26 protein-coding genes and 1 pseudogene are annotated in these 25,533 nt (G+C 54.8%); 16 read left to right on the forward strand and 11 right to left on the reverse strand.

Features of this window, described 5'->3' with window-relative positions:
* The first annotated feature begins 828 nt into the window (after positions 1–828).
* From BKD14_RS04730 to BKD14_RS04755, 6 genes are all read left to right on the forward strand, one after another.
* Entirely contained in the window at positions 829–1,017 is a 189-nt protein-coding gene (locus tag BKD14_RS04730; RefSeq protein ID WP_000024442.1) for a stabilization protein, read from the forward strand.
* Between the two features lie 140 nt (positions 1,018–1,157).
* Positions 1,158–1,937 (forward strand): P-type conjugative transfer protein TrbJ, encoded by a 780-nt coding sequence (gene trbJ / locus BKD14_RS04735; protein ID WP_075654450.1) that lies wholly within the window; start codon positions 1,158–1,160, stop codon positions 1,935–1,937.
* A gap of 12 nt (positions 1,938–1,949) precedes the next feature.
* A complete protein-coding gene (gene trbK / locus BKD14_RS04740; RefSeq protein ID WP_000718002.1) occupies positions 1,950–2,186 on the forward strand; it encodes an entry exclusion lipoprotein TrbK in 237 nt (78 codons plus the stop codon).
* A gap of 10 nt (positions 2,187–2,196) precedes the next feature.
* Positions 2,197–3,624 carry a P-type conjugative transfer protein TrbL gene (trbL, locus tag BKD14_RS04745; RefSeq protein ID WP_075654793.1) on the forward strand — a complete coding sequence of 476 codons (1,428 nt, stop codon included), beginning with the start codon at positions 2,197–2,199 and terminating at the stop codon, positions 3,622–3,624.
* Positions 3,625–3,628: 4 nt separating this feature from the next.
* Complete coding sequence (locus BKD14_RS04750) at positions 3,629–3,877, forward strand: hypothetical protein (RefSeq protein WP_022960384.1); 249 nt, start codon at positions 3,629–3,631, stop codon at positions 3,875–3,877.
* Between the two features lie 63 nt (positions 3,878–3,940).
* Positions 3,941–4,165, forward strand: a complete 225-nt coding sequence (locus BKD14_RS04755) for a type I toxin-antitoxin system ptaRNA1 family toxin (RefSeq protein WP_075654451.1) — start codon at positions 3,941–3,943, stop codon at positions 4,163–4,165.
* A gap of 36 nt (positions 4,166–4,201) precedes the next feature.
* Here the strand turns inward: BKD14_RS04755 and BKD14_RS04760 are convergent, their stop codons facing one another.
* From BKD14_RS04760 to BKD14_RS04780, 5 genes are all read right to left on the reverse strand, one after another.
* Complete coding sequence (locus BKD14_RS04760) at positions 4,202–4,405, reverse strand: hypothetical protein (RefSeq protein ID WP_000131871.1); 204 nt, start codon at positions 4,403–4,405, stop codon at positions 4,202–4,204.
* 114 nt (positions 4,406–4,519) lie between these two features.
* Positions 4,520–5,587, reverse strand: a complete 1,068-nt coding sequence (gene arsB / locus BKD14_RS04765; RefSeq protein ID WP_001272375.1) for an ACR3 family arsenite efflux transporter — start codon at positions 5,585–5,587, stop codon at positions 4,520–4,522.
* Complete coding sequence (locus BKD14_RS04770) at positions 5,584–6,090, reverse strand: arsenate reductase ArsC (RefSeq protein ID WP_000140066.1); 507 nt, start codon at positions 6,088–6,090, stop codon at positions 5,584–5,586. Before BKD14_RS04770 ends, arsB begins: the two co-directional genes overlap by 4 nt.
* On the reverse strand, positions 6,087–6,854 hold the full coding sequence (gene arsH, locus BKD14_RS04775; protein WP_001239389.1) for an arsenical resistance protein ArsH: 768 nt from the start codon (positions 6,852–6,854) through the stop codon (positions 6,087–6,089). The genes BKD14_RS04770 and arsH overlap by 4 nt, the downstream gene beginning before the upstream one ends.
* Complete coding sequence (locus tag BKD14_RS04780) at positions 6,851–7,183, reverse strand: metalloregulator ArsR/SmtB family transcription factor (RefSeq protein WP_000447876.1); 333 nt, start codon at positions 7,181–7,183, stop codon at positions 6,851–6,853. Before BKD14_RS04780 ends, arsH begins: the two co-directional genes overlap by 4 nt.
* Positions 7,184–7,330: 147 nt before the next feature.
* Between BKD14_RS04780 and BKD14_RS04785 the strand changes: the two genes are divergently transcribed.
* From BKD14_RS04785 to BKD14_RS04795, 3 genes are all read left to right on the forward strand, one after another.
* A complete protein-coding gene (locus tag BKD14_RS04785; protein ID WP_001366550.1) occupies positions 7,331–8,068 on the forward strand; it encodes a recombinase family protein in 738 nt (245 codons plus the stop codon).
* Positions 8,065–8,289 carry a hypothetical protein gene (locus BKD14_RS04790; RefSeq protein ID WP_000743213.1) on the forward strand — a complete coding sequence of 75 codons (225 nt, stop codon included), beginning with the start codon at positions 8,065–8,067 and terminating at the stop codon, positions 8,287–8,289. Before BKD14_RS04785 ends, BKD14_RS04790 begins: the two co-directional genes overlap by 4 nt.
* Before the next feature lie 210 nt (positions 8,290–8,499).
* Positions 8,500–9,993: an IS91-like element ISVsa3 family transposase gene (locus tag BKD14_RS04795; protein ID WP_001120888.1), complete on the forward strand. Its 1,494-nt coding sequence runs from the start codon at positions 8,500–8,502 to the stop codon at positions 9,991–9,993.
* Positions 9,994–10,228: 235 nt separating this feature from the next.
* Here BKD14_RS04795 and BKD14_RS04805 read toward each other — a convergent pair.
* Together BKD14_RS04805 and sul2 are read right to left on the reverse strand one after the other, a co-directional pair.
* Positions 10,229–10,471, reverse strand: a pseudogene (locus BKD14_RS04805) (phosphoglucosamine mutase); the annotation flags it as partial.
* Positions 10,472–10,557: 86 nt separating this feature from the next.
* Positions 10,558–11,373: a sulfonamide-resistant dihydropteroate synthase Sul2 gene (gene sul2, locus BKD14_RS04810; RefSeq protein ID WP_001043260.1), complete on the reverse strand. Its 816-nt coding sequence runs from the start codon at positions 11,371–11,373 to the stop codon at positions 10,558–10,560.
* Positions 11,374–11,861: 488 nt separating this feature from the next.
* On the opposite strand from sul2, the gene BKD14_RS04820 reads away from it, so the two are divergent.
* A complete protein-coding gene (locus tag BKD14_RS04820) occupies positions 11,862–12,572 on the forward strand; it encodes a phosphoribosylaminoimidazolesuccinocarboxamide synthase (RefSeq protein ID WP_075654452.1) in 711 nt (236 codons plus the stop codon).
* 148 nt (positions 12,573–12,720) lie between these two features.
* Here BKD14_RS04820 and BKD14_RS04825 read toward each other — a convergent pair whose 3' ends face one another.
* Together BKD14_RS04825 and BKD14_RS04830 are read right to left on the reverse strand one after the other, a co-directional pair.
* Positions 12,721–13,440, reverse strand: coding sequence for a L,D-transpeptidase (locus BKD14_RS04825; RefSeq protein WP_245293556.1), 720 nt, complete (start codon positions 13,438–13,440; stop codon positions 12,721–12,723).
* Between the two features lie 188 nt (positions 13,441–13,628).
* A complete protein-coding gene (locus tag BKD14_RS04830) occupies positions 13,629–15,206 on the reverse strand; it encodes an EAL domain-containing protein (RefSeq protein WP_075654454.1) in 1,578 nt (525 codons plus the stop codon).
* A 677-nt stretch (positions 15,207–15,883) separates the two neighbouring features.
* Here BKD14_RS04830 and ureB point away from each other — a divergent pair.
* The 5 genes from ureB to BKD14_RS04855 all read left to right on the forward strand — a co-directional run bounded on the left by ureB (position 15,884) and on the right by BKD14_RS04855 (position 22,686).
* Positions 15,884–16,645 carry an urease subunit beta gene (ureB, locus tag BKD14_RS04835; protein WP_075654455.1) on the forward strand — a complete coding sequence of 254 codons (762 nt, stop codon included), beginning with the start codon at positions 15,884–15,886 and terminating at the stop codon, positions 16,643–16,645.
* A gap of 90 nt (positions 16,646–16,735) precedes the next feature.
* Positions 16,736–18,451, forward strand: coding sequence for an urease subunit alpha (gene ureC, locus BKD14_RS04840; protein ID WP_075654456.1), 1,716 nt, complete (start codon positions 16,736–16,738; stop codon positions 18,449–18,451).
* A gap of 213 nt (positions 18,452–18,664) precedes the next feature.
* Positions 18,665–19,357 (forward strand): alpha/beta hydrolase, encoded by a 693-nt coding sequence (locus BKD14_RS04845; protein ID WP_075654457.1) that lies wholly within the window; start codon positions 18,665–18,667, stop codon positions 19,355–19,357.
* Between the two features lie 376 nt (positions 19,358–19,733).
* Positions 19,734–21,023 (forward strand): NCS2 family permease, encoded by a 1,290-nt coding sequence (locus BKD14_RS04850; RefSeq protein ID WP_075654458.1) that lies wholly within the window; start codon positions 19,734–19,736, stop codon positions 21,021–21,023.
* Between the two features lie 271 nt (positions 21,024–21,294).
* Complete coding sequence (locus tag BKD14_RS04855; protein WP_075654794.1) at positions 21,295–22,686, forward strand: MATE family efflux transporter; 1,392 nt, start codon at positions 21,295–21,297, stop codon at positions 22,684–22,686.
* 59 nt (positions 22,687–22,745) lie between these two features.
* Here BKD14_RS04855 and BKD14_RS04860 read toward each other — a convergent pair whose 3' ends face one another.
* Both BKD14_RS04860 and BKD14_RS04865 read right to left on the reverse strand, forming a co-directional pair.
* Positions 22,746–23,435, reverse strand: a complete 690-nt coding sequence (locus BKD14_RS04860) for a hydrolase (protein WP_022711184.1) — start codon at positions 23,433–23,435, stop codon at positions 22,746–22,748.
* Positions 23,436–23,544: 109 nt separating this feature from the next.
* Positions 23,545–24,426, reverse strand: coding sequence for a pirin family protein (locus tag BKD14_RS04865; protein WP_075654459.1), 882 nt, complete (start codon positions 24,424–24,426; stop codon positions 23,545–23,547).
* 166 nt (positions 24,427–24,592) lie between these two features.
* Between BKD14_RS04865 and BKD14_RS04870 the strand changes: the two genes are divergently transcribed.
* Positions 24,593–25,519: a LysR family transcriptional regulator gene (locus BKD14_RS04870; RefSeq protein ID WP_022711182.1), complete on the forward strand. Its 927-nt coding sequence runs from the start codon at positions 24,593–24,595 to the stop codon at positions 25,517–25,519.
* Positions 25,520–25,533 lie beyond the last annotated feature (14 nt).

The raw sequence follows: 25,533 nt of genomic DNA on the forward strand, positions 1-25,533 counted from the left end.
TTTAACGCCAAGAAGAGAAGGCGGCTTCAGTGGCCGCTGAAACGCCTTGTGAGAGGGGAAAACAACCCGGAGTCCCTTATTCCATGAGCTGAAGCAGAATCTGCGTCTAACGGTGCTGGAGGGCCGCTGTGTGCACTTGTAGTTATCTGTACTGAAACCTTGGCTCGAAACGTGAAATGGCTAAGCAGTGCCCATTCGTTCGGTAAGAATAATAAGAAGATTATTATTCTTATTATTACCAAGCAGGAATGAGCCGTGTGTGTTGGACGCCCATAACCAGTAACCTGCGTGAAGGTGTCAACATCAGGAAAGGTTGCCCCTCAAGTATCAATACGTCGCCTTAGTGGTATGACGGGAGGGGAGGCAAATTTCTTGTGTTCATTGACACTTGAGGGGCGGGTTATGCCCTTCTTTTTTGGCGTCCAACTCGCCCCATCGGGGCGAATGGTTTGTGTCGATTGTTGGCATTTTAGGTTCCGATTTAAAGCCGATTGAGCAGCGATTTTGAAGCGACTATGTCGATTGCAGGCCGATTTGGTGACGATTCGGTTATGTTGCCAAGAATCGGTGTTTGTTTGACGATAAAACGCTTTACGTTCGATATGCGCTAGATTTTCAATAGTGGGTGAAATGCGGGCAGGATGGGTGAAGTTAGCTAACCGGCAAGCCGGTTATCTATCTTCACTGTCCCTTATTCGCGCCGGGGGCACTCAACGGGAATCCTGCCCTGCGGGGCTGATCGGCTACCGCCGGTTGCAAGAGTATAGGTCTTGCTATTTTTAATATCTTTGATAGCATGGTTGTCGGGTACACCAAAAGGGTATTGATATGGCAAATGTGCTTATCAGGAATTTACCCGCCGAGGTGCACCGTGCGTTGAAAGTTCGAGCAGCGCTCAACGATAGGAGCACCGACGCGGAAATACGCGAAATACTGACGGCGGCAGTACAGCCGCTAGAGCTTGAAGAGATTGGCCGGGAAGTTGGCTTGTCCGAAAGCGATAAAAAAACAGAGTAGTTTTACGTTTGTAAGTCCGGGCCTCAGCGCCAAGGGCAATACCGATCAGCTAGTGGCGTAGCTCTTCGATGAAACGTTGCCGAGAACAAGCACAACGCTTGGTCAAGGCAATGCCTTCTTTTCATCGACGGAGTACGACCATGAAGTCCAAAATTTTAGCGGCTAAAAAAACCGCTCTAGCCGTTGCACTCGCAACCGGCTTTATCACCACTACCATCGCCCCTGTGCAAGCTGGTATCCCCGTCATCGACGGCGGCAACCTGGCCCAGAACATCATGACGGCCATCGAGTCGGTGGCGCAGACGCTCAAGCAGATTGAGCAGTACCAGACCCAGTTGCAGCAGTACGAAAATCAGCTCCAGAACACGATGGCCCCAGCCGCGTATATCTGGGATCAGGCGCAGACTACGATCAACCGGCTGATTGCCGCGCAAAACACGCTGGCCTATTACGAGAACCAGCTAGGCAGCCTGGATCGTTACCTGGCCAAGTTTCAGGACGTGGCCTATTACCGCAGCTCGCCATGCTTCAACGGCAGCGGCGGATGCACGCCGGCCGAAAAGGCAGCGATGGAAGAGAACCGCCGCCTGGCGTCAGAGTCGCAAAAGAAGGCCAACGATGCCCTGTTCCAGACCGTTGCCGACCAGCAAAAGGCTTTGAAGGATGACGCCCGTACCCTGGAGCGGCTGCAAGGCGCGGCCCAGGGTGCAACTGGCCAGCTACAGGCCATCGGCTACGCCAACCAGCTCGCCAGCCAGCAGGCCAATCAGCTCTTGCAGATTCGCACCATGTTGACCGCCCAACACAACGCGGAGGCAGCCCGGATTGCAGCAGAACTCGATGCCGAGGCGCGAGGTGATGCCAGGGCCGAGCAAATGCGTACCTGGACGTTTCGCCCGAGTCCGGCAGACAACTACTAGGGAGGCGGTGAGATGAAAAAAATCTTTTTTACTACCGCGGCTACGTTGCTGTTGTTGGCTGGATGTGAACAGGAAAGGATGCCCGAACCAAATGCGGCGACGTGTGCCCCCGATGCGTTCCAGGCAGCACTGAATGAAATGCGCAGCGAAGCGAACCGAGAGGCCTTTACCGAGGAATGCAGAGCATTCCAGAAGGCCAAGCAGATGCGTCAGTGGGAGTTCAAGCCCAGCCCTAAAGATGATTATTGAGGTGGTCGCCATGAGAAAGAAAATTGCTCTAGGTGGCTTGATGATGGTCGCCACAATGGTGCTGGCTGAACCTGCAATGGCGCAGGAGCTAAGTAGCAGCGGTGTTATGAATGATGTGCTCAAGCGTTTTCATGATGCTGCCGCAACATGGGGGCCAGCTATTGAGTCCGCTGCATCGCGTTTGTTCTGGACGCTGGTTGTGATTTCGATGGTCTGGACATTCGGCATGATGGCTTTGCGCAAGGCCGACATTGGCGAGTTCTTCGCGGAGTTCGTTCGCTTCACGATCTTCACCGGCTTTTTCTGGTGGTTGCTGACGAATGCGAACCAGGGCATGAATATCGCCGGTACGATTGTTCAGTCATTGCAAACTCTGGGCGCGCAGGCGGGGGGACTTTCCAATAGCAATCTTGGGCCCTCCAGCATCCTTGATCTTGGTTTCGAGTTATACAACCGCACAGTACAGGCCACCTCGGAGCTGGGATGGCGGCAGATGGCAACTGCTCTGGTCATGGAGCTAATGGCCCTGGCTGTTTTGTTTGTCCTGGCGTTGATTGCGGTCAACCTGTTGCTGTTGCTCGCATCAGCCTGGATTCTGTTGTATGCCGGTGTGTTCTTCCTTGGCTTTGGTGGAAGTCGTTGGACTTCCGACATGGCGATCAATTACTACAAGACCGTGCTGGGCCTGGCCGCACAGCTTATGGCAATGGTGCTTCTGGTTGCGATTGGCAAAGAGTTCATCAATCACTACTACACGCAAATCAGCGAGAACATGGCATCCCAGGAACTGGCCGTGATGTTGGTTATATCGGTCATCTTGCTTTTCTTGGTCAACAAAGTTCCGCCGATGATTTCTGGTCTTGTGTCTGGTGGTGGTATTGGCGCAGCCGGTGGAATTGGAAACTTCGGTGCGGGTGCGGCAGTTGGGGCGGCGGTGACGGCGGCCAGTATGGCAACTGGCGGCGCTGCCCTGGCAGGTAAAGCGGTTATGGGTGCCGCAGCCGGTGCAGCCGGAGGTGCAAGTGCACTCCAAGCGGCTTTTCAGAAAGCATCAGCGAGTATGGAAACCGGCGGTGACATGTCCAGCATGGGGTCAGTTGTCAGCAGTGGCGGAAACGGTGGTGGTGAAGCGGGTACTGCTGGCAGTAGCCCATTCGCCCAAGCGGCTGGCTTTGGTGACAGCGGCAGTAGCTCAAGCGGTGGCGGCTTTGCCAAGGCCGCGAAGCTGGCCACAGGCACGGCCTCCGAGTTAGCCAAGGGTGTCGGCTCTCAAGTGAAGCAGGGATTCCAGGAGCGAGTGAGCGAAACCACAGGCGGAAAACTGGCTGCCTCGATACGCGAAAGCATGGAGCCGAAAGAGGCAGGCCAATCTGGCCAGTTCGAGGGCAATAGCTTGGGTGGCGATTCTGGCCCAGATAGTAACGAAGTCAGGAGTTAGCACGATGACAACATCAACATACATGGCCGCATTGGCGGCCTTGGATGAAACGCCAAGGGAAGAAGTCAGCCAGGTATTTGTTTCGCCGCTGGGCGATCAATCGACCGAGGTCGATGCAGAGGCAGAAACAGCCGCTTTTGTATCACGGCCAGACCCTATGAGAGAGATCGAGACTAAGCCGGTAAGTACCGAGGCCAAGTTTGGCGGTAATCAGTGGTCAGCATTCGCGGAGGCGGCTGGGCTGTACCTGTAGGCGCACCGGGCTGGCCACAACCAGCCCGGCACTTTCAATCAACACCTACTGGAGAGGTGAATCATGACAACACAACATAGTATCGAACCAGGGCAAGCAGTGCATCAAGCAGCGGCTATTCTCGCCTCCTTGGAGTACATCAACCAAGCGGAAGCGCGGAGCCTTGGGCCAGTGGCCGAAGCCGTCGCCAACGCTTTCATGGTGGTGTACTACCAAGCTGAAACGGGCCGGGCGACACAGGCTGATTTTCAAGAAGCAATGAACGCCTTGCGCCAAGCGTGCAGCTAATGACGAAAGGGCGGCCACTCGAACTGGCCGCCTTTTTCAATCTTCACTGTTTGGCCATTCCCGACCCACAGACGGCGCATCCATCCATTCGCGTTCCTCCGGCGGCAGCGGGTAAGCCCCGGATGCTTCCGCGTCGGCCAGTAGTTCGGCCAGTGTGTAGCGCACCCGGCCAGTGGAAACGGCGCGGGCCGGGTCGGCCTTCTCATGCAGCCTGTTCTCTAGGTTCTTTGGGTCTGTCATCGGGCGACCTCAGCAAGCATGGATACTAGGTGTTCCAGGTCAGTGATCGAATGCGCCAGGAAGCGGCCGGCGCGGCAATCTGCAATCATTTCCTCAGTTTTTTCCTACTCATGTTCAACCTCGTTCGTACCAGCTCTTCGAGCGATTCACCACGCGCACGACCAGCAGCATCACCGGCACTTCGACCAGGACGCCGACCACGGTTGCCAATGCAGCGCCGGAGTGCAGACCGAACAAGCTGATGGCGGCCGCCACGGCCAGCTCGAAGAAGTTGCTGGCACCGATCAGGGCCGAAGGACAGGCGACAGAGTGCTTTTCCCCCGCCCGCTTGTTCAGCCAGTAGGCTAACCCGGAATTGAAGAACACTTGAATCAAGATCGGCACGGCTAGCATGGCGATCACTAACGGCTGCCGGATGATGGCCTCGCCCTGGAAGGCGAACAGTAGAACCAACGTCAGCAGCAGCGCGGCCATCGACCACGGCCCGATCTTCTGCATGGCCCGTTCAAAGGCGGCCTGTCCTTGCTTGAGCAGATGCCGCCGCAAGAGCTGCGCCAGGATCACCGGCACGATGATGTAGAGCACGACCGAAATCAGCAGCGTGTCCCAAGGCACCGAGATCGAGGACATGCCCAGCAGCAGGCCGACGATGGGCGCGAAGGCCACGATCATGATGGCGTCGTTCAGAGCCACTTGCGAGAGCGTGAAAAGCGGGTCGCCGTTGGTAAGGCGGCTCCACACGAACACCATTGCCGTGCAGGGCGCGGCGGCCAGCAAGATCAAGCCCGCGATGTAGCTGTCCAGTTGATCGGCCGGCAGGAACGGAGCGAACACTTGTCGGATGAACAGCCACCCCAGCAGGGCCATCGAGAATGGCTTGACGGCCCAATTCACGAACAGCGTGACGCCGATGCCGCGCCAATGCTCTTTGACCTGGTGCAGCGCCCCGAAGTCGATCTTGACCAGCATCGGGACGATCATTACCCAAATCAGCAGGCCCACCGGCAAATTGACCTGGGCCACTTCCATGCGGCCTATGGCCTGGAACACGTCAGGAAGGCCCTGGCCGAGCGCAACACCGGCGACGATGCACAGGGCCACCCACAGCGTCAGGTAACGCTCGAAGCCGCTCATCGGGGCCTGGCGCGGCTTCGCGGCGATGGCCTGTGCGCCGGCGCTCATGCTTCCTGCTCGGTCTTGCCGATGTTCGCCAGCTCGCGCTTGATGGCCGTCTGGTCAAGCATTTTGAGAGGCAGATTCACGAACAGGCGGACGCGGTTCATCATGTGCCGGAAGGTTTGTTCGAAGGCCCGGCGCTTCTCGGCGTCAGTGCCTTCGACGGCGGCCGGGTCTTCAAATCCCCAATGCGCCGAGATCGGCTGACCAGGCCACACCGGACACATTTCGCCGGCGGCGTTGTCGCAGACGGTGATGATGAAGTCCATCTTCGGTGCGTCGGGCGTGGCGTACTCGTCCCAGCTCTTGCTGCGCAGATTCTCGGTCGGGTAATTCACCGACTCCACCTTTTCGACGGCGAAGGGATTGACCTTGCCGGTTGGGTGACTGCCGGCGCTGTAGGCGCGGAAGCGCCCTTGCCCCATCGTGTTGATGAGAGCTTCGGCCATGATGCTGCGCGCCGAATTGCCGGTGCAGAGGATGAGGACGTTATAGATTCTTTCGGTCATGATGTTTCGCTTTCTGGTAGTGGCTGGGGAGCAATGGCGATGGATGAAAGATCGGTGGCCTCGTCGATGACGTGGCCGGCCGCTTTCCGTTCGGAATAGCGGTCTGTCAGTGCTTCACGGTGCGGCCGTACCAGCGCCGTGAAGCGCACCAGTTCTTCCATCACATCGGCTATTCGGTCGTAGTACGGCGAGGGCTTCATGCGGCCCGCCGCGTCGAACTCTTGGAACGCTTTGGCGATACTCGACTGGTTCGGAATGGTGAACATTCGCATCCAGCGGCCGAGCAGACGCAAGGTGTTCACGGCGTTGAAGCTCTGCGAGCCGCCGGATACCTGCATCACGGCCAGGGTGCGGCCTTGGGTCGGCCGGATGCCGGCCATTTCAAGCGGCAGATGGTCAATCTGCGCCTTCATGACACTGGTAATCTGACCGTGGCGTTCCGGGCTGCACCAGACTTGTCCCTCTGACCACTCGGACAGGGCGCGCAGCTCCTTGACGGCCGGGTGATCGTCGCTTTGCACTTGATCGGGCAACGGCAAATCGGACGGGTCGAAGATGCGTGTTTCTGCGCCAAAGAATTGCAGCAGCCGGGCCGCTTCCTCGACGGCCAGCCGTGAGAACGAGCGGGCGCGCAGCGAGCCATACAGCAGCAGGATACGCACCGGCGGGGCGTCGGGTGCCAGCCCGAGCGCCGGGCGCTCGATGGCAAAGGATTTGTCCAAAGCGGGCAAAGAATCGGGGTCGGAAAGATGGCGAAGTCTCATGCCAACACCTTCCCGGCTTCCGTGGTGCAAGACAGGTTGCACACCTGGCCGCCGCAGCAGTTTTCCGTGAGAAAGGCCACCAGGTTAGTGGCCGTCGAAAAGTTCGCCTCGTAGATCACAAATCGGCCTTCTTGCCGCGACGTGACCATGCCGGCGTGTGCCAGCTCTTTCAGGTGGAAGGATAGCGAAGACGGCGGGATGCCGGCCGCTTCGCTGATTTTTCCGGCGGCCATGCCGGCGGGGCCGGCCTGGACGAGAAGCCGGAACACCGCGAGGCGCGATTCTTGAGCGATGGCCGCCAGGGCGGCTACAGCATTTATCGTTTCCATGTTTCAATAATAGTCGAAATATGGAGTGTGCTCAATAGCTCATTTAAGCTGTAAAAATGAGCTAGGCGCATTTAGATCGTTATGTGATAAATTGGCCTGCCAGTTTAAGATGGGTGCATTTGAGTATGCCCAAAGGAGCCCGCAAGTATGCGCAGGACGAAGCCAGTAGCCGCGCCGATGGTGGCGCGGGTCTATCTGCGCGTCAGCACCGACGCGCAGGACTTGGAACGCCAAGAGGCGATCACTACGGCCGCGAAGGCCGCCGGCTACTACGTCGCCGGCATCTACCGTGAGAAGGCATCCGGCGCACGCGCCGACCGGCCTGAGCTGCTGCGCATGATCGGCGACCTACAGCCCGGCGAGGTGGTCATTGCCGAGAAGATCGACCGCATCAGCCGCCTACCTTTGCCCGAGGCCGAGCGCCTGGTGGCCTCGATACAGGCCAAAGGCGCACGCCTGGCCGTCCCTGGCGTGGTCGATCTATCCGACCTGGCGGCCGAGGCCCAGGGCGTCGCCAAGATCGTGCTGGAAGCCGTGCAGATCATGCTTTTTCGCCTGGCCTTGCAGATGGCCCGCGACGACTACGAGGACAGGCGCGAACGCCAGCGCCAAGGCATTGAGTTGGCCCGCCAGGCCGGGCGGTACAAGGGCCGCCGTGCTGATCCGAAGCGCCGCGCCCAAGTTGTCGCGCTGCGCAAGTCCGGCTACAGCATCAACAAGACCGCCGAGCTGGCCGGGTACAGTGCGGCCCAGGTGAAACGGATATGGGCCGAGGTCAGCCAGGCCGAAGCGAAGCAGCACGGCGCGTTCGTGGAGGACGCATTGACGGAAGCCGATGCCCTGGCCGCTGTCGGCCAGGATGAGCGCCAGGAGGAAAGGGCATGAAGAAGCCGAACCAAGACGACGAGCCGTTTTTCATCACCGAGGAGATTGCGGCCGAAATGATCGCCGGCGGCTATGAGTTCGAGCTGCCGCCCATTCCTTGCACCATCCGCCTACGCGACGTGCTGGAGCGCATGACCGATGCTGAGCTAGCATTGCAGCCGGGCGAGATCGCCGACCAGGAGCGTGAACGCTGCCGGCGCAAGCCGTGTTCAACCTCATGATCTGGTCATGGTATTTTTCATGGCACTGAGCCTGATAGTTCTTGCAAATTGTTGTCACTAAAGGGTTTTGTGTGCTTGTTTACAATCGAGTGGGAGTGACGGGCACTGGCTGGCAATGTCTAGCAACGGCAGGCATTTCGGCTGAGGGTAAAAGAACTTTCCGCTAAGCGATAGACTGTATGTAAACACAGTATTGCAAGGACGCGGAACATGCCTCATGTGGCGGCCAGGACGGCCAGCCGGGATCGGGATACTGGTCGTTACCAGAGCCACCGACCCGAGCAAACCCTTCTCTATCAGATCGTTGACGAGTATTACCCGGCATTCGCTGCGCTTATGGCAGAGCAGGGAAAGGAATTGCCGGGCTATGTGCAACGGGAATTTGAAGAATTTCTCCAATGCGGGCGGCTGGAGCATGGCTTTCTACGGGTTCGCTGCGAGTCTTGCCACGCCGAGCACCTGGTCGCTTTCAGCTGTAAGCGTCGCGGTTTCTGCCCGAGCTGTGGGGCGCGGCGGATGGCCGAAAGTGCCGCCTTGCTGGTTGATGAAGTACTGCCTGAACAACCCATGCGTCAGTGGGTGTTGAGCTTCCCGTTTCAGCTGCGTTTCCTGTTTGCCAGCCGGCCCGAGATCATGGGGTGGGTGCTGGGCATCGTTTACCGCGTCATTGCCACGCACCTGGTCAAGAAAGCGGGCCATACCCACCAAGTGGCCAAGACGGGCGCGGTCACCCTGATCCAGCGTTTTGGATCGGCGCTCAATCTGAATGTTCACTTCCACATGCTGTTTCTCGACGGTGTGTATGTCGAGCAATCCCACGGCTCAGCGCGTTTCCGCTGGGTCAAGGCGCCGACCAGCCCAGAGCTCACCCAGCTGACGCACACCATCGCCCACCGGGTGGGTCGCTATCTGGAACGGCAAGGCCTGCTGGAACGGGATGTCGAAAACAGCTATCTGGCCTCGGATGCGGTGGATGACGACCCGATGACACCCCTGCTGGGGCACTCGATCACTTACCGTATCGCTGTCGGTTCACAGGCGGGGCGAAAGGTGTTCACTTTGCAAACTCTGCCGACCAGTGGTGATCCGTTCGGTGACGGGATTGGCAAGGTAGCCGGGTCCAGCCTGCACGCCGGCGTGGCGGCCAGGGCCGATGAACGCAAGAAGCTCGAACGGCTGTGCCGGTACATCAGCCGCCCGGCGGTATCCGAGAAGCGGCTGTCGTTAACACGAGGCGGCAACGTGCGCTACCAGCTCAAGACGCCGTACCGGGACGGCACCACGCACGTCATTTTCGAACCATTGGATTTCATTGCAAGGCTGGCCGCCCTGGTACCGAAGCCCAGAGTCAACCTAACCCGCTTCCACGGGGTGTTCGCACCCAACAGTCGGCACCGGGCGTTGGTCACGCCGGCAAAACGGGGCAGGGGCAACAAGGTCAGGGTGGCTGATGAACCGGCAACACCAGCACAACGGCGAGCGTCGATGACATGGGCGCAACGGCTCAAGCGTGTTTTCAATATCGACATCGAGACCTGCAGCGGCTGCGGCGGCGCCATGAAAGTCATCGCCTGCATTGAAGACCCTATAGTGATCAAGCAGATCCTTGATCACCTGAAGCACAAAGCCGAAACCAGCGGGACCAGGGCGTTACCCGAAAGCCGGGCGCCACCGGCTGAGCTGCTCCTGGGTCTGTTTGACTGACGAGCCTGAAGGCCAACGATACCAATCAAAATGCTGCGTTCACAGCGCCGCGGCAGGGATCCGCCGTGCTGGTTGTCGGAAAAGGAGCCGCTAGTGGGAAAGAGGAGGGTAAATTTTCAGCGTTGCTGGCTCCCCGTCAGCCGGATTGGGTTGCATCGCAGGGGTGTCGAAAGAGTCAACTGCGGTCCAAAGCTGTTGGACTTGGGTGAAAAGGGCGTTTATTCTTCCTATACGTTGTCGGCAGCGGGCCAAAAAGGAATACGTCCATGCCCATCGAGGTGAAACCGGCTGTGAGCGCGGGTTCAAGCATATAGCCCGACAGGCGCGTATCCTTGCCGATCACGACACGATGGCGGTGGTCACCGCGACGAAAGACACGGCCAGCCGCCATGCCGACGCGCAAGGCGGTTTCCGCCGTCATCGCGCCTTCGTTGGCTTTGCCACGAATACCGTCTGTGCCGAAATATTTGCGCACCATAAGGTCGATTATCCTGTCGTCGGGTCGCCCTCAAAGGGGACATGCCTGCTGAACCGCGAATATAGAGAAATATCCCGAATGTGCAGTTAACGAATTCTTGCGGTTTCTTTCAGCGCCGCCAATACCGCCAGCCCGTCGCGCAAGGGGCGCGGCTCGTGTGTGCGGATGAAGTCAGCTCCACCTGCGGCGGCGGCAAGCTCTGCAGCGAGTGTCGCGGCCCCGACATCCCCCGGACCACGGCCTGTGAGCGCGCGCAGAAAGGATTTGCGCGAAACAGACAGAAGCACCGGCAAATCGAAGCGCAGCCGCAATTCATCGAACCGCGCCAGCACCGAGAGCGAGGTTTCGGGAGCAGCCCCCAGAAAAAACCCCATGCCGGGATCAAGGACAAGGCGGTTGCGTTTGATACCGGCACCCGTCAGCGCCGCGATGCGCGCGTCAAAGAACGCCGCAATGTGATCCATGATGTCGCCAGCGGGTGCCTCGCGCCGATCTGCCTGCCCGTCTTGCACCGAATGCATAACGACGAGTTTGGCAGATGATTTCGCCAATTGCGGATAGAACGCAGCGTCTGGAAAACCGCGAATATCATTGAGATAGGCCACACCACGCGACAAGGCATAGGCTTGCGTCGCGGGTTGATAACTGTCGAGCGAGACGGGAATGCCATCTGCCTTGAGCGCGTCCAGCACCGGCGCGATACGCGCGATTTCTGTGTCGGACGAAACAGGCGCGGCGTCGGGATTGCTGGATGCCGGACCGAGGTCGATCACATCTGCCCCCTCGGCCATCAGCTTACGCGCCTGCGCAATGGCTGCGTCTGGCGCCAGATACCGGCCTCCATCGGAGAAACTGTCCGAGGTTATGTTGACGATGCCGAAAATGATGAGCGATTTATTCATGGGGGCTTCTATAATAATAATAATCGAGCATGAGTCTCATACGGATGCTCGGGTCGAAAGGGAATCCCCAGGCGAGTAACCTGTTTGCGGTGATCCATTAGCTGCAGGAGCAGAATAGCATACATCTGGAAGCAAAGCCAGGAAAGCGGCCTATGGAGCTGTGCGGCAGCGCTCAGTAGGCAATTTTTCAAAATATTGTTAAGCCTTTTCTGAGCATGGTATTTTTCATGGTATTACCAATTAGCAGGAAAATAAGCCATTGAATATAAAAGATAAAAATGTCTTGTTTACAATAGAGTGGGAATAAGTTGAAGAACAATGCGCCAATCGGCGCATTGTTTTTTTCTGGAGCATTTCACAGTCAAGTTGATCCAATTTGACGTAGGGATAATGCGACAAACTAAAGAATCCAGAGCGAGCATTGCGATCCAACATGAACGTAAACCGCTTTGGGTATGATCAGCGCATAAACCTGAGCGGGCAAACGAATGAACAGCAGCGAAAAGATTTACTCCGGCAAGACCAAAGACCTCTACGCCTTGGAGAACGGCAACATTCTTCTGGTGTTCAAGGATGATGTAACCGGCTCGGATGGTGTGATTGATCCGGGTGCAAATACCGTTATTGGTCAGGTTGAAGGCAAGGGGCGCAAATCTCTTGGCATGACGGATTATTTCTTCAAGCGACTGCATGCTGCTGGCGTGCCTACCCATTTGGTCAATCTTGATCTTGAAAAGGGCACGATGGAAGTTCGCCGTGCCGAGCCTTTGGGCAAGGATATTAACGGCACCGGCGGCTTTGAATTTGTTTGCCGCACCCGTCCTTGGGGCAGTTTCATTCGCCGTTATCAGCAATATATTCGTAACACCGAACAGAAATTTGACTATCTCGTTGAAATTACTGTGAAAGACGATGAACGCGGCGATCCGCTTATCAATGATGACACCATCGTTGCGCTCGGCCTTTTAAGCCCTGAACATCTTGCAAAGGCTAAGGACATTACCCGTAATGTGTGCCGTATTATAGAAGCTGACTTGCGTGGTTTGGGTCTGACGCTGATTGATATGAAGATTGAAATCGGCCTGATCGACGGTGAAGTCGTGGTTATCGATGAGATTTCCGCTGATGCCATGCGTGTTATGGATGAAACAGGCAAAGTGCTTGAACATGGCAAAGTCTATGAAAAGCTGATCGGCTGATTGAGAAAATATTTCTATCCTCTTTTCATAAGTGAAACGGATAATAAAAACACCGCCGCAGTTGTGAAAACTGCGGCGGTGTTTTTATGTCTCGGGTTTGAACACTGCCCCGAAATGCAGAGATCACGGGGCAGGGTAGATTGGTTTTTTATTTCACGACAATGCGTGCACCAGGCTTTACGCGGGAATGCAGGTCGATAATGTCCTGATTGATAAGACGGATACAGCCTGCGGAAACGCCTTTGCCGATCGATGAAGGTTTATTCGTGCCGTGGACGCGGTAATAAGTGTCGATGCCGTCTTTATGCATATAGAGTGCGCGTGCGCCCATCGGATTTCCCGGGCCGCCGTCAACGCCGTCTTTGTAGCGCAGATACTGGTTCGGATTGCGCTTGATCATGTTCTGGGTCGGCGTCCAGCGCGGCCATGCGGCCTTATGCGCGATAATTGCATCGCCGCCGTTAAAGCCGCGTGCTGCGGGGCCGACACCCACGGCATAGCGGACAGCCTTGCCTTCCGGCAGCACAAAATAGAGATAGCGTGCAGGCTGGTCGACAATAATGGTGCCCGGTTTTTCTGTGGTCTTGTAATCGACAACAGTCCGGCGGTGTTCCGGTTTCAGCTTGGCCAGATCAATCGCAGGGATCTGGTAATTCTGATCCGTCATTGCGCGATACATATACGCGTCGCTGTCAGTTTCCGGTGTCGCTGCCGGTGCTTCCGTCTCGGATACCGGTTCCGGTTTCACCGGCTGCGGCTGGGTTACGCTGGCATTGAGCACAGGTGGCGGATTCTGGACAGTGGTACAGGCAGAAAGAGCAGCAGCGCAGGCGAATAACAGGGATAATTTCAGCGGGGATAATGACACGGACAAACCGGCTCCAGTTTTTAGCAAGGAAGACAGCTTGCTCCCTCGCGATACTTAAGGTTTTCTTAAGCGTCTACAAAGAGTTTACCAAGTGATCAATTATTTTTACAAAGATTGGGCGAATGTCAGAGGGATGGTATCTTTTTGGCAACGCTCAATTCTGCGCAGGGCAGGGGAAAGCAGAGCGGTTACTTGCCACGTTTCGGTTTCTGTCCCGATAAATGCTGGCACATATGGGACTGGAAAACAGTGATCGGCTGCGGCTTGGAGAAATAAAAGCCCTGAAGATACTGGACGCCTCTCTCTTGAAGATAATCGGCCTGCTGGCGTGTCTCGATACCTTCTGCAATGATCCGAAGCCCCAGTTGCTGCGACAGATCAATAATGCTCTGCAAAACATGGCGGGAGAAGTCATTGCTGCCAATGCCGGTAATAAAGCTACGGTCAATCTTGAGCAGATCCGCCTGAAACTCTTTCAGATAATTGAGATTGGAATGGCCGACACCAAAATCGTCCAGTGCGATCAGAATACCGGCCTGACGCAGTGTATGGATTTGCTGTAACAGTTCCGGCGTTGGCTCTATTGCTTCGCGTTCGGTCAGTTCCAGCATCAGCCGTATCTTGTTTTGCGAAAACTGGCTCAGGAAATAGTGACAGCTTTTGATTAATTCAGGATCGGCCAGATAAACGGCAGAAACATTGATACTGATATGGAAACCGTCAGGAAGCTGTTTCTCCAGCAGTCTAAATTCCTCCGCAACACGCCGGATCAGGGCTGCCGTCATCGGAATAATCAGTCCGGAACGCTCCATAAAAGGAATAAAACTGTTTGGCAGGATTATGCCTTCAAGCGGATGATCCCAGCGGGTCAGCACTTCCGCACCAACCCATTCATGGGTGTCGCTCCGCACAATTGCCTGATAATAAGGGATAAATTCATGGTTGCGGATGGCGCGCTTGGCCTCAGCAGTCATGTTGCGGGCATTGACCGTCATCCGGTTTGTTGCAAATGCACTCAGCCCGCCAAGAATGACGAGCAGGATGATGAGCGGCAGATGGCGGGATAAAATATAGTCCCGTAATGCGCCGCTGTGAAAACCGGTCTCAACCGAAAACGGATATTTATCGGAGCGGTCGCGGATCAGAATGCTGTTGCTGGTTCCGGCAGATATGTTGCGGACTTTGCCGTCCTGCTCAAGCCGGTAAGAACCGATAATCAGCGTTGTTGCCGGTGTCATCTCATGGCTGTTGAGCAGCTGAATAATATGCAGGCCGTCAATACCGGCCAGAATAGATGACGTGCCGTTTTTCCATCGGTAGAGCAAAATTGCACGGTCAGGAGAAACTCTGTTTCCGGCGATTAAGGCCAGACGATCATCATAAAAATGGGCACTTGTGACGGGCAGACGCGTGTCACCGTAAATGGTGCTGCAGGTTATTGTATCATTTTTGATGACTGCCAGCGATCTGACAAAAGATGCCGTGGTGGCTTTGATACGCAGTGTTTCGACAATTTCGGAACAGGGTTTTTCAATCAGAGGGGCAGCGTCTTCAGTTACTTTTCTTGCATTGTCGAGAATATCATCAACATGTTCAATAACGGCACGGCTGGCTGACTGGGCTCTTTCCTGTAAAGTATTGCCGGATTGCCAATATAAAATCGGCAGTCCCAGAAGTATAGGCGTGAAAAAAGCCAGCAAAACGACAATAATATGCCGTGCTGTATAATTGCTTTTTCCGAGCTTAAACTGACGATGCCAAATCACTGCAAAGGCTTTCGTATTTATCTGCCTTTCCTCCCATACAGGGAAAGACTTAGGATTCAGTGTAAAATTTCATTTTTAGGTTTAATAAAACAACATTTGTCATTGTGTTCAGCTATGTTTTTTAACCGTGCAGAGCGCAGCAATGTCCCCTTGACTTCGGTTTATACTGCTGTCTTTATCGGGCTTGCGATGACTCAGATTGACCAATCCGCATCGCAGTTTTTTCTTCATACAGAACTGAAATGACAGGGCCGAGATTGCTGACTTTTTTTGTCGTTAATCACATGATGGAACATTTCTCAGGACTTAATGTCGGCTAGTTTCAGCCGCTGCGAAGTGCTGATGCCCCTTCTGTATTACTAATCCGTATCATCCGAAATTTACCGGCATAGCCGATGCTGCTTACGGGCGTATTGCGCCCATTAATCATCGCTATGATTATAATCACCGTCTGAATATAGGCGGTGGTGATGCCGTGTAATCTGCAACTCTTCCTGTTCTGCAGGACGCGTTGTGATGTCATTGATATTGGTCAGTGCAAAGCGCATCAGCTGTATTTTCTCGCAGCACATCCATTCTTCACACAGGCTCCTTGAAATTCATAGCGGCTTGCCGAGGATTTGGCACGCCTTGCGATTTGCTGCGCCTGTGTTTCCCCGAAAATAAAGGAGACACCATTGCATCTTACACCTCATGAAACCGACAAGCTGATGCTTGTAACCACCGGCCAATTGGCGCAGCGTCGTCTCGCACGCGGGCTGCGTCTCAATTATCCGGAAGCCATTGCCCTGATCTCGCTGGTGATGCTGGAGCTGATCCGCGACGGTCAGCACTCAGTTGCTGAACTGATGCGCCTCGGCAGCACCATTCTCGGCAAGCGTGAAGTCATGTCCGGCGTGGCCGAGATGATTGAAGATGTGCAGATTGAAGGCACATTTAAAGACGGCACCAAACTGGTTGCCGTGCGCACGCCGGTCAGTGCCGACAAGGGCGATATGAAACTGGCGCTCTATGGCAGCTTTCTGCCGGTTCCGGAGAAAATGCAGGATGATGAAGAGATCGGTATTGCCGGTCAGGTCATCTGTGCAGAGGGCGATATTGCGCTCAATGAAGGGCGTGAAACTGTCACGATCAGCGTCACCAATACCGACAGTCGTCCGGTACAGATCGGCAGCCATTTCAATTTTGTTGAAACCAATCCGCGTCTGAAATTCGATCGTGAAGCAGCCTATGGCAAGCGTCTGGATATTCCGGCGGGTCTGGCTGTGCGCTTTGAACCGGGTGAAACCAAAGAGGTCACACTGGTGGCAATCTCCGGCAATCAGATCATCCGCGGCGGCAATAATCTGGTCGATGGCGCGGTGGATGCGGACAATAAAGTGCGCACGCTTTCCCGCGTGAATGAGCGGGCTTTTGCCGACAGCCGCAGCGCTGAATGAGCGCTTTTATCACAGATTTTACACAACAATTTAAGCTTGCAGAGTGCCGGATATATGCATCACGCCGCGCTCTGCCGATAAGGATAAAACATGGTCTATAAAATAACCCGTGCAGATTACGCCAAGTTTTTCGGCCCGACCAAGGGTGACAAAGTTCGTTTGGGTGATACTAATCTCTATGCGGAAGTCGAGCATGATTACACTGTCTATGGTGACGAGTGCATCTTCGGTTCCGGCAAGGTCATCCGCGATGGTATGGGGCAGGCAACGGGTGTCAGCAGTGATAAGGCACTGGATTGTATCATCACCAATGCGCTGATCATTGATTATACCGGCATCGTCAAAGCAGATATCGGCATCAAGAATGGCAAGATTGCCGGTATCGGCAAAGCCGGTAATCCCGACATCATGGCCGGTGTGCATCCGGATCTGGTGATCGGGGTGAATACAGAGGTGATCTCAGGCGAGGGCTGTATCGTCACAGCCGGTGGTATTGATACGCACTTCCATTATATCACGCCGTCACAGCCAATTACTTCGATTGCCAGCGGACTGACTACTGTACTCGGCGGCGGTACTGGCCCTGCCACAGGTTCGATGGCGACCACCTGCACACCGAACCCGAATTATCTGCATCATATGATGCAGGCGACCGATGATCTGCCGCTCAATGTGATCTTTACCGGTCGCGGCAGTTCATCCCGACCTGAAGGTATGCGCGAGCAGGTTTTGGCCGGTGCTGCTGGTCTGAAGCTGCATGAGGACTGGGGCACAACACCGGCAGCTATCGCAACCTGTATGGATATGGCTGACGAATATGACATTCAGGTCACCATTCATATGGATTCCGTCAATGAAAGCTGCACGGTGGAAGATTCCATCAAGGCTTTTGGTGGTCGCTCTATCCATGCCTATCATGCGGAAGGTGCAGGTGGTGGTCATGCGCCGGATCTGATGCGCATCTGTGCGGAAGCCAATGTGCTGACCAGCTCCACCACGCCGACACTGCCATACACTGTCAATACGGTGGAAGAGCATCTCGATATGCTGATGGTCTGCCATCATCTGGATAAGAATATTCCGGAAGATGTGGCTTTTGCAGCCAGCCGTATCCGTGCCAATACGATTGCTGCCGAAGGCGTGCTGCATGATATCGGCGCGATTTCCATGATGACATCTGACAGTCAGGCGATGGGGCGTGGCGGTGAAGTGATCATGCGGACATGGCAGGTTGCCGATCAGATGAAAGCGCAGCGTGGAAACCTGCCGCAGGATGGTGCAGGCAATGATAATTTCCGTATCAAACGCTATATCGCCAAATATACCATCAATCCGGCAATTGCCCATGGTATCAGCCATCTCATCGGGTCAGTTGAGACAGGCAAAGTCGCGGATCTGGTATTGTGGAAACCGGCATTCTTCGGCCAGCGTCCTGAACTGGTGATGAAAAGCGGTTTCATTGCCTATGCGCAGATCGGCGATGCCAATGCATCAATTCCGACACCGCAGCCGGTGATTATGCGTCCGATGTTTGGTGCTTTGTCTTCCGGTATCGGCAAAACATCAATTCTGTTCGTCAGTCAGGCATCGGTCAATGATGGTAATGTGCTGAATCTCGGCCTGAACAAACGCATCGAGCCGGTTGTCAAATGCCGTGGTCTGACCAAGGCTGACATGAAGCTCAATGATGCATTGCCGAAAATCACCGTTGATCCGAAGACCTATAAAGTCAGTGTTGACGGCGCAGAGGTAGGGGCGGAGCCGGTTTCTGTCGTGCCGCTCGCACAGCGTTACAACCTGTTCTGATTGTTATTAAAGACAGCACGCCGTGTAGCAATATGCGGCGTGCTGCTACGAAAAATATTGAATGTCCCGTTGCCGGATAAAACAGGCGCTCTAATTACGAGGCACTGTCGTTACAGCAATATCGTATCATTCTAAAATAATAATATTCCTTATTCTGTAACGCATCAAAAGACAGCACATCTTTCAGGATTATCACTGCAAAAGGAGATAGCTATGGGTAGTCAGCTGACAATTGTATTGGTGCACGGGTTTTGGGGCGGTGCCGCCCATTGGAGCAAAGTTATTCTCGAATTGTCCCGTAAAGGATATGGCAAAATCCGTGCCGTGGAAATGCCGCTGACATCTCTGGCGGATGATGCGGAACGCACCCGCAAAATGGTTAAACAGCAGGAAGGCAAAGTTTTGCTGGTCGGCCATTCCTATGGCGGAGCGGTTATTACCGAGATGGGCAATCTGCCTAATGTTGCCGGACTGGTCTATATTGCGGCCTTCGCACCGGATGCAGGGGAAAGCCCCGGTGGTATCAGTCAGGCAAATCCGCCTGCAGCCATTGCCAATCTGGCTCCGGACAGTGACGGCTATCTCTGGATTAATTATGACAAATACCATGAAAGCTTCTGTCAGGATATGAGCGCAGATGAAGCGCTGGTAATGGCTGTAGCGCAGAAGGCGCCGATTGCCACGACTTTCGGTGATAATGTGACCGACCCTGCATGGAAACATAAGCCGGTCTGGTATCAGCTTTCAACGCAGGATCACATGATCCATCCGGCCAATCAGAAACATATGGCTGAACGGATGAAGCCGCGTAAACTGATTGAGCTGGATGCAAGCCATGCTTCACTGGCTTCCCGCGCGGCAGAGGTTGCAAATCTGATTGATGAGGCTGCAAAAGCGCTCGGCTAAAGCTGCTGCTATATTGATCTTGCCTGATCGCCGCTATGATGCGGCCTATTAAAACGGAGTGTGTCGCAGTGTTCACGCGCGACACATTCCGGCTTTGAATCAGCCTGTCATCACGATTGTCAGCCTTTTTTACCTGCGAGATTCCGGTGCATAAAGCCTGCACTGCGGAGTGCCGGAGGGTGCTGTGCATTTACGCGACCGGCCATTCATGATAATGGCGAAAATGTGGCATTGTTTTATCCCGCCGGATCAGGCGCTATAAAACAGGTCGTCTCCCGTGGACTGCAGCAGGTTTTGCTATCAGGATTTTGCGAGGAGGCCATTCATCTGCAAGACGTCAGAATGCTTTCTTACCAAAGACTGACAGGGAGCTACCATGCTGGAAAAGCTTTTCAAATTACAGGAACATAAGACCAATGTGCGCACAGAAGTGCTCGCCGGTCTGACAACGTTCCTGACAATGTCCTATATCATTTTTGTTAATCCGGACATTCTGTCCTCGACCGGCATGGATCGTAATGCGATCTTTGTCGCGACCTGTCTTGCCGCAGCGCTTGGCTCTATTGTGATGGCATTTGTTGCCAACTGGCCGATCGGTATGGCACCGGGCATGGGTCTGAATGCGTTTTTCGCTTTCACCGTTGTCGGTATTATGGGCTTCACATGGCAGCAGGCTCTGGGCGCTGTCTTTATCTCCGGTGTGATTTTCTTCATCCTCACCATTTCCGGCATCCGTAGCTGGCTGGTTGACGGTATTCCGAAATCCCTGCGCAGTGCGATTGCTGTCGGTATCGGCATGTTCCTTGCGCTGGTCGGTATGAAAAGCTCCGGCATTATTGTCGGCAGCGAAGCAACTTTCATCACCCTTGGCGACCTGACCAAAACCGGTCCGTTGCTGGCGATCTTCGGCTTCTTCGTGATGGCCGTTCTGGATGCGCTGAAAGTGCGCGGCGCAATTCTGATTGGTATTCTTGTAGTAACTGTTCTGTCGATCATGCTCGGCGTCAGCCAGTTTCAGGGTGTGTTTTCCGCACCGCCAAGCCTGATGCCGACATTCATGCAGCTCGATATTATGGGCGCTCTGCATGTGGGCTTCCTGCAGGTTATTCTTGTCTTCGTGCTGGTTGAAGTTTTCGACGCTACCGGTACGCTGATCGGCGTGAGCAAGCGTGCAGGCCTCATTCCTGAAGGCAAGCCGAACCGCCTGAACCGCGCTTTGTTTGCAGACAGCACTGCCATCATCGGCGGCTCACTGATCGGTACCAGCTCGACAACCGCTTATGTTGAAAGCGCTTCCGGCGTTCAGGCCGGTGGTCGCACAGGCCTGACAGCACTGGTTATCGCTCTTCTGTTCCTTGCTGCCTTGTTCATTTCACCTCTGGCCGGATCCGTTCCTGCCTATGCAACAGCGCCGGCGCTGATCTATGTCGCCTGTCTGATGATGCGTGAAATGTCTGAAATCGAATGGGACGATGTAACGGAAGCTGCACCAGCCGCTCTGACAGCTCTGGGAATTCCGTTCACCTATTCGATTGCCAATGGTCTGGCCTTCGGCTTCATCAGCTATGTTGTGCTCAAGGCCGGTTCGGGTAAATGGCGGGTTATTCATCCGGCAACATGGATTGTTGCGGCACTGTTTGTGATCCGCTTTGCCTATGTGCATTAAAGCATAGTAATCCTGATTGTTACTATGTTGAGCCGCAGCGCTGGAAAGCTCTGCGGCTCAACACATTTGATTGTTCTTTCAGATCGCTCTCGATCTTCATGAACCGGCATGATACAGCATGGTTCTCAATGTTAAGCGCCGGTTTCTTTGTCCGGAAATTGCTTGCGAATATACCATAACAAAATGAGTGTATTTTCCTGAGGCAGTCAGGCCGGAAAATGCTTTGAAAACCCGGCCTGTGCCGGAAAAAGCTGTCGGGAGGCGGCTGAACATGACTGCAATTACGCAGACAAATACAGGTAATCGCTGGGGGCGGGAGGTCATTTCGTCCTTTAAACTTGGCTGGCCGCTGATTTTTACGAATCTTTCGCAGGCAGCGCTGACAGCAACGGATGTCATTCTGATCGGGCGTCTCGGCGCCGATACGCTGGCTGCCGCCGTGCTGACCACCAGCTTTTATCATTCGATGATGATCTTCTGCATGGGGCTGGTTTCCGCCACGCTGCCGATGATGGCGATGGCGCTTGGCCGCAACCGCCATTCCGTGCGCGATGTGCGCCGCACTGTGCGTCAGGGATTCTGGACAGCGATTATCATCTGCATTCCGTTCTGGGTGCTGCTGTGGAATGCGGAATCCGTATTCCTGTTCATGGGGCAACGGCCGGATATTGCCGCGCATTCCGTGCAGATGATGCATACGCTGCAATGGGCGATGCTGCCATATCTCGGCTATATCGGTCTGCGTTCATTTCTGGCGGCGATGGAGCGTCCGCTCTGGACATTGCTGATTGCGGCTTTTGCTATCGTGTTCAATGCGATTGCTGCCTATAGCCTGATTTTCGGTAAATTCGGTATGCCGGAAATGGGGCTGCGCGGTGCCGGTATTGCGACCACAGCTTCCAGCTGGATGATGTTCTTTGGTCTGGTTGTCGTTGTCTGCACTCATAAGAAATTCCGTCGCTACCGTTTGTTCGGCCGCTTCTGGCGCCCTGACTGGCCGCGTTTTCTTGAATTGTGGCGCATCGGTTTGCCAATGGCGCTGACCTTTGCCTTTGAAACCACGATCTTCTATGCGGCTGTGCTGATGATGGGTAAAATCAGCCCGACGTCACTGGCCGCTCATGCGGTAGCGATGCAGATTGCTTCCCTGAGTTTCATGGTGCCGCTCGGCTTCGGGCAGGTGGCGACGGTGCGTGTTGGTCGTGCCTATGGCGCGGGTAACCGTGAGGCCGTGGCCTATGCGGGCTGGAGTGCCTATGCTTTGGGGGTCGGCTTCATGGGCGTGATGGGTCTGCTGATGATCCTGATGCCGAAGGTCTTTATCAGTGCATTTCTGGATATTCGTGATCCGGCCAATGCGGAAGTGATCCGGCTTTGCATATCATTTCTGGCTTTTGCAGCACTGTTCCAGATTGTTGACGGGGCGCAGGCGGTGGCAGCGGGTATGTTGCGCGGCTTGCGGGATACACGCATTCCGATGTTTCTGGCGCTGCTCGGCTATTGGGGTGTCGGCTTACCGCTTGGCGCGCTGCTGGCCTTTACCTTCAACTTTGAAGGGATCGGCGTGTGGATCGGTCTGGCAACGGGACTTGCAATTGTCGCTGTGCTGATGACGCAGCGCTGGATGCGCCGCGACAGCCTCAGCAATGTGGTCTATGTCTGATAAAAAATGGCTGCGGAACAGATAAGTTCCGCAGCCATTTTCATTTCTGTGACCGGAAATTATTTCCGCATTGAATCCAGTGTTTCGTGATTTTTCTCGACTTCCTGCGCCTTCATATAGCTTTCAATCAGAAGCTGGTAAGGCGGGAAAATAAGGGTATAGACTTTGGCCCATTCCGCCGCATCATCACGGTTCCAGCTGCGCTGAATTTCAGAGGCTACCGCTGCGGTATCCATCGGAATAACACCGGCCTGCGTCACCCGCGCCAGCGTAATTTCCTGAGCCATTTTGGAATAGGTGCCGGAAGCATCAACAACGGCAAAAACCTTATATCCGTCATAGACCGCTGAAATCGACGGAAAGGCCATGCAGACACTGGTAATTGTACCGGCAATAATCAGGGTCTTGCGGCCGGTTGCTTTGACGGCGGCAACGAAATCCGGATTATCCCATGCATTAATTTCGCCTTTGCGGGCAACATATTTGGCGTGAGGGGCATTCTCATGAATTTCCGGTATCAGCGGGCCGTTCGGCCCCTGCGGCACTGATGCAGTGGTGATAACAGGAATTTTAGCCAGTGTGGCGATCTTGGCCAATGCGGTTGCATGGGCGCGCAATTCTGTCATGGGCATATCGCCGACGGTCTGAAAAAGCCCGCTCTGGTGGTCAATCAGCAACATGACAGAATCTTCCGGGTCGATAACCGGCCGCTGACCGTTAAAATTGGCAATGGTTGATGGAATATTCATTTCGACGTCTCCCTTGGATTAAATGTCAGGCTGAATCATTTCATCATCTGCCGGTCTCACGAAACTGGGGGGCAAGGTGAGACCGGCAGCGCATGGCCGGATAAACCGGTCATGAAAGGGGTATGTGTCCGAATTGGCCATTCTGAAAGTCGCGGAGGGCGGAGCTGATTTCTTCCGTGCTGTTCATTGCAAATGGCCCATGAATAACGACAGGCTCGTCAATTGGTTCCCCGCTGAGAACCAGAAAAGAGGCATTATTGTGCGCTTCTATCCAGACATCCATGCCGTGGCGATCCAGCAAAACCAGCTGAGCTTCACCGGCCTGCTTGTCATTATTGATTGTCACTGAGCCGCTGAGCACGACCAGCATTGCCGTATGCCCGTCGGGAATAGTCAGGGTTGCAGTCGTGTTCTGCCGCAGGCTGACATCCCATAAGTTGACGGGAGTGAAGGTACGGGCAGGGCCTTTGACCTTGTTATAAGCACCGGCAATAACGCGCAGGCTGCCTGCCTTATCCGGCAGGTCAACAACTGGTATCTCTGCACTCCGTAAGTTCTGATAGCCGGGTTCTGCATTTTTATCTTTCGCAGGCAGATTGACCCAGAGCTGAACCATTTGCAGCGTGCCACCCTGTTCAGTAAAGGCGCGCGAATGCAGTTCTTCATGCAGGATGCCTTTGGCTGCCGTCATCCATTGCACATCACCGGCACCGATCGTACCGCCCTTGCCGGTTGAGTCCCGATGCTCGAGCTCGCCCTGATAGACAAGGGTAACTGTCTCAAAGCCGCGATGCGGATGAATGCCTATGCCCCGCCGGTCACCGGAGGCATGACCGGCAGGGCTGAATTCTGCCGGACCTGCATAGTCAAGCAGAAGAAACGGGCTGACATGATCGCCATGGCTGGCATAGGAGAAGACTGAGCGGACCGGAAAGCCATCGCCTACCCAATGCGGGCGGGGGCTGCTGTAAACACCTAATACCTTTCTCATTATCTGTCTCCTGTATTGTGCTGAATGACAGGAAGATATGAGCAGGACAAAACTAGCGGTAGTCCGTAAAAACGCACTACAATGTCTGAAATATGAGACAATACCGTAGCGATTTAAAATAATACGGTTATATTCATGGAAACAGACGACATGACAGGGAGTTTCCATGCAGGATCTGAATGATCTGAGATTTTTCGTGGTTGTGGTGGAGCAGGGTGGTTTTGCTGCTGCGGCGCGAAAGCTGAATATGCCGCGCTCCCGTCTGAGCCGCCGCATCGGTTTGCTGGAAGATAGTCTCGGTGTGCGGTTGATCCAGCGCACAACCCGTCATTTCGCGGTGACGGAAGTCGGGCATGAATATTACCGCCATTGTGTGGCAATGCTGGTTGAGGCAGAGGCTGCGCAGGAGGTGATTGACCGGATGCGCTCGGAACCGCAGGGTATCGTGCGGGTCAGCTGTCCGTCCTCGATGATTTACTTCCAGATCGGCGACATGATTGCCCGTTTCATGCAGGAAAATCCGAAAGTTGATGTGCTGCTGGAAAGCACCAACCGCCGCGTTGATGTGCTGCGGGAAGGTTTTGATCTGGCAATCCGCGTGCGTTTTCCGCCGCTTGATGACAGCGATCTGGTTATTCGTAAACTGGCAGAAAGCCCGCAACGCCTTGTCGCCAGCCCGTCGGTGATTGCTGAAATCAACCGGCCATTGGTGCCGGCTGATCTGGCTTCTTTACCAAGCATGGCATGGGACCCGCTGCGGGTGGATCATGAATGGTGTCTGGAAAAAGCGGATGGTGCAACCGCCAGAGTGCATCATAAACCGCGTCTGATAACGGAGGATATGGTGGCTCTGCGTATGGCCGCAATACATGGCGTCGGGGTCTGTCAGTTGCCGACAATGGTCATCCGCGATGATCTGCGTGAGGGGCGTCTGGTCGATGTGCTGCCGGAATGGGCACCGCGTACCGGCATACTCCATGCGGCGTTTCCGTCGCGGCGCGGCTTGCTGCCTTCTGTTCGCTCGCTGCTGGATTTCCTCGGCAATGAATATGCAAAAATCGCCCGTGAAGAAACGGATTACAGTCTGACATAAATAAAAAGGGCACC

The organism is Pseudochrobactrum sp. B5 (assembly GCF_001939785.1).
GTDB classification, from domain to species: Bacteria; Pseudomonadota; Alphaproteobacteria; order Rhizobiales; family Rhizobiaceae; genus Pseudochrobactrum; species Pseudochrobactrum saccharolyticum.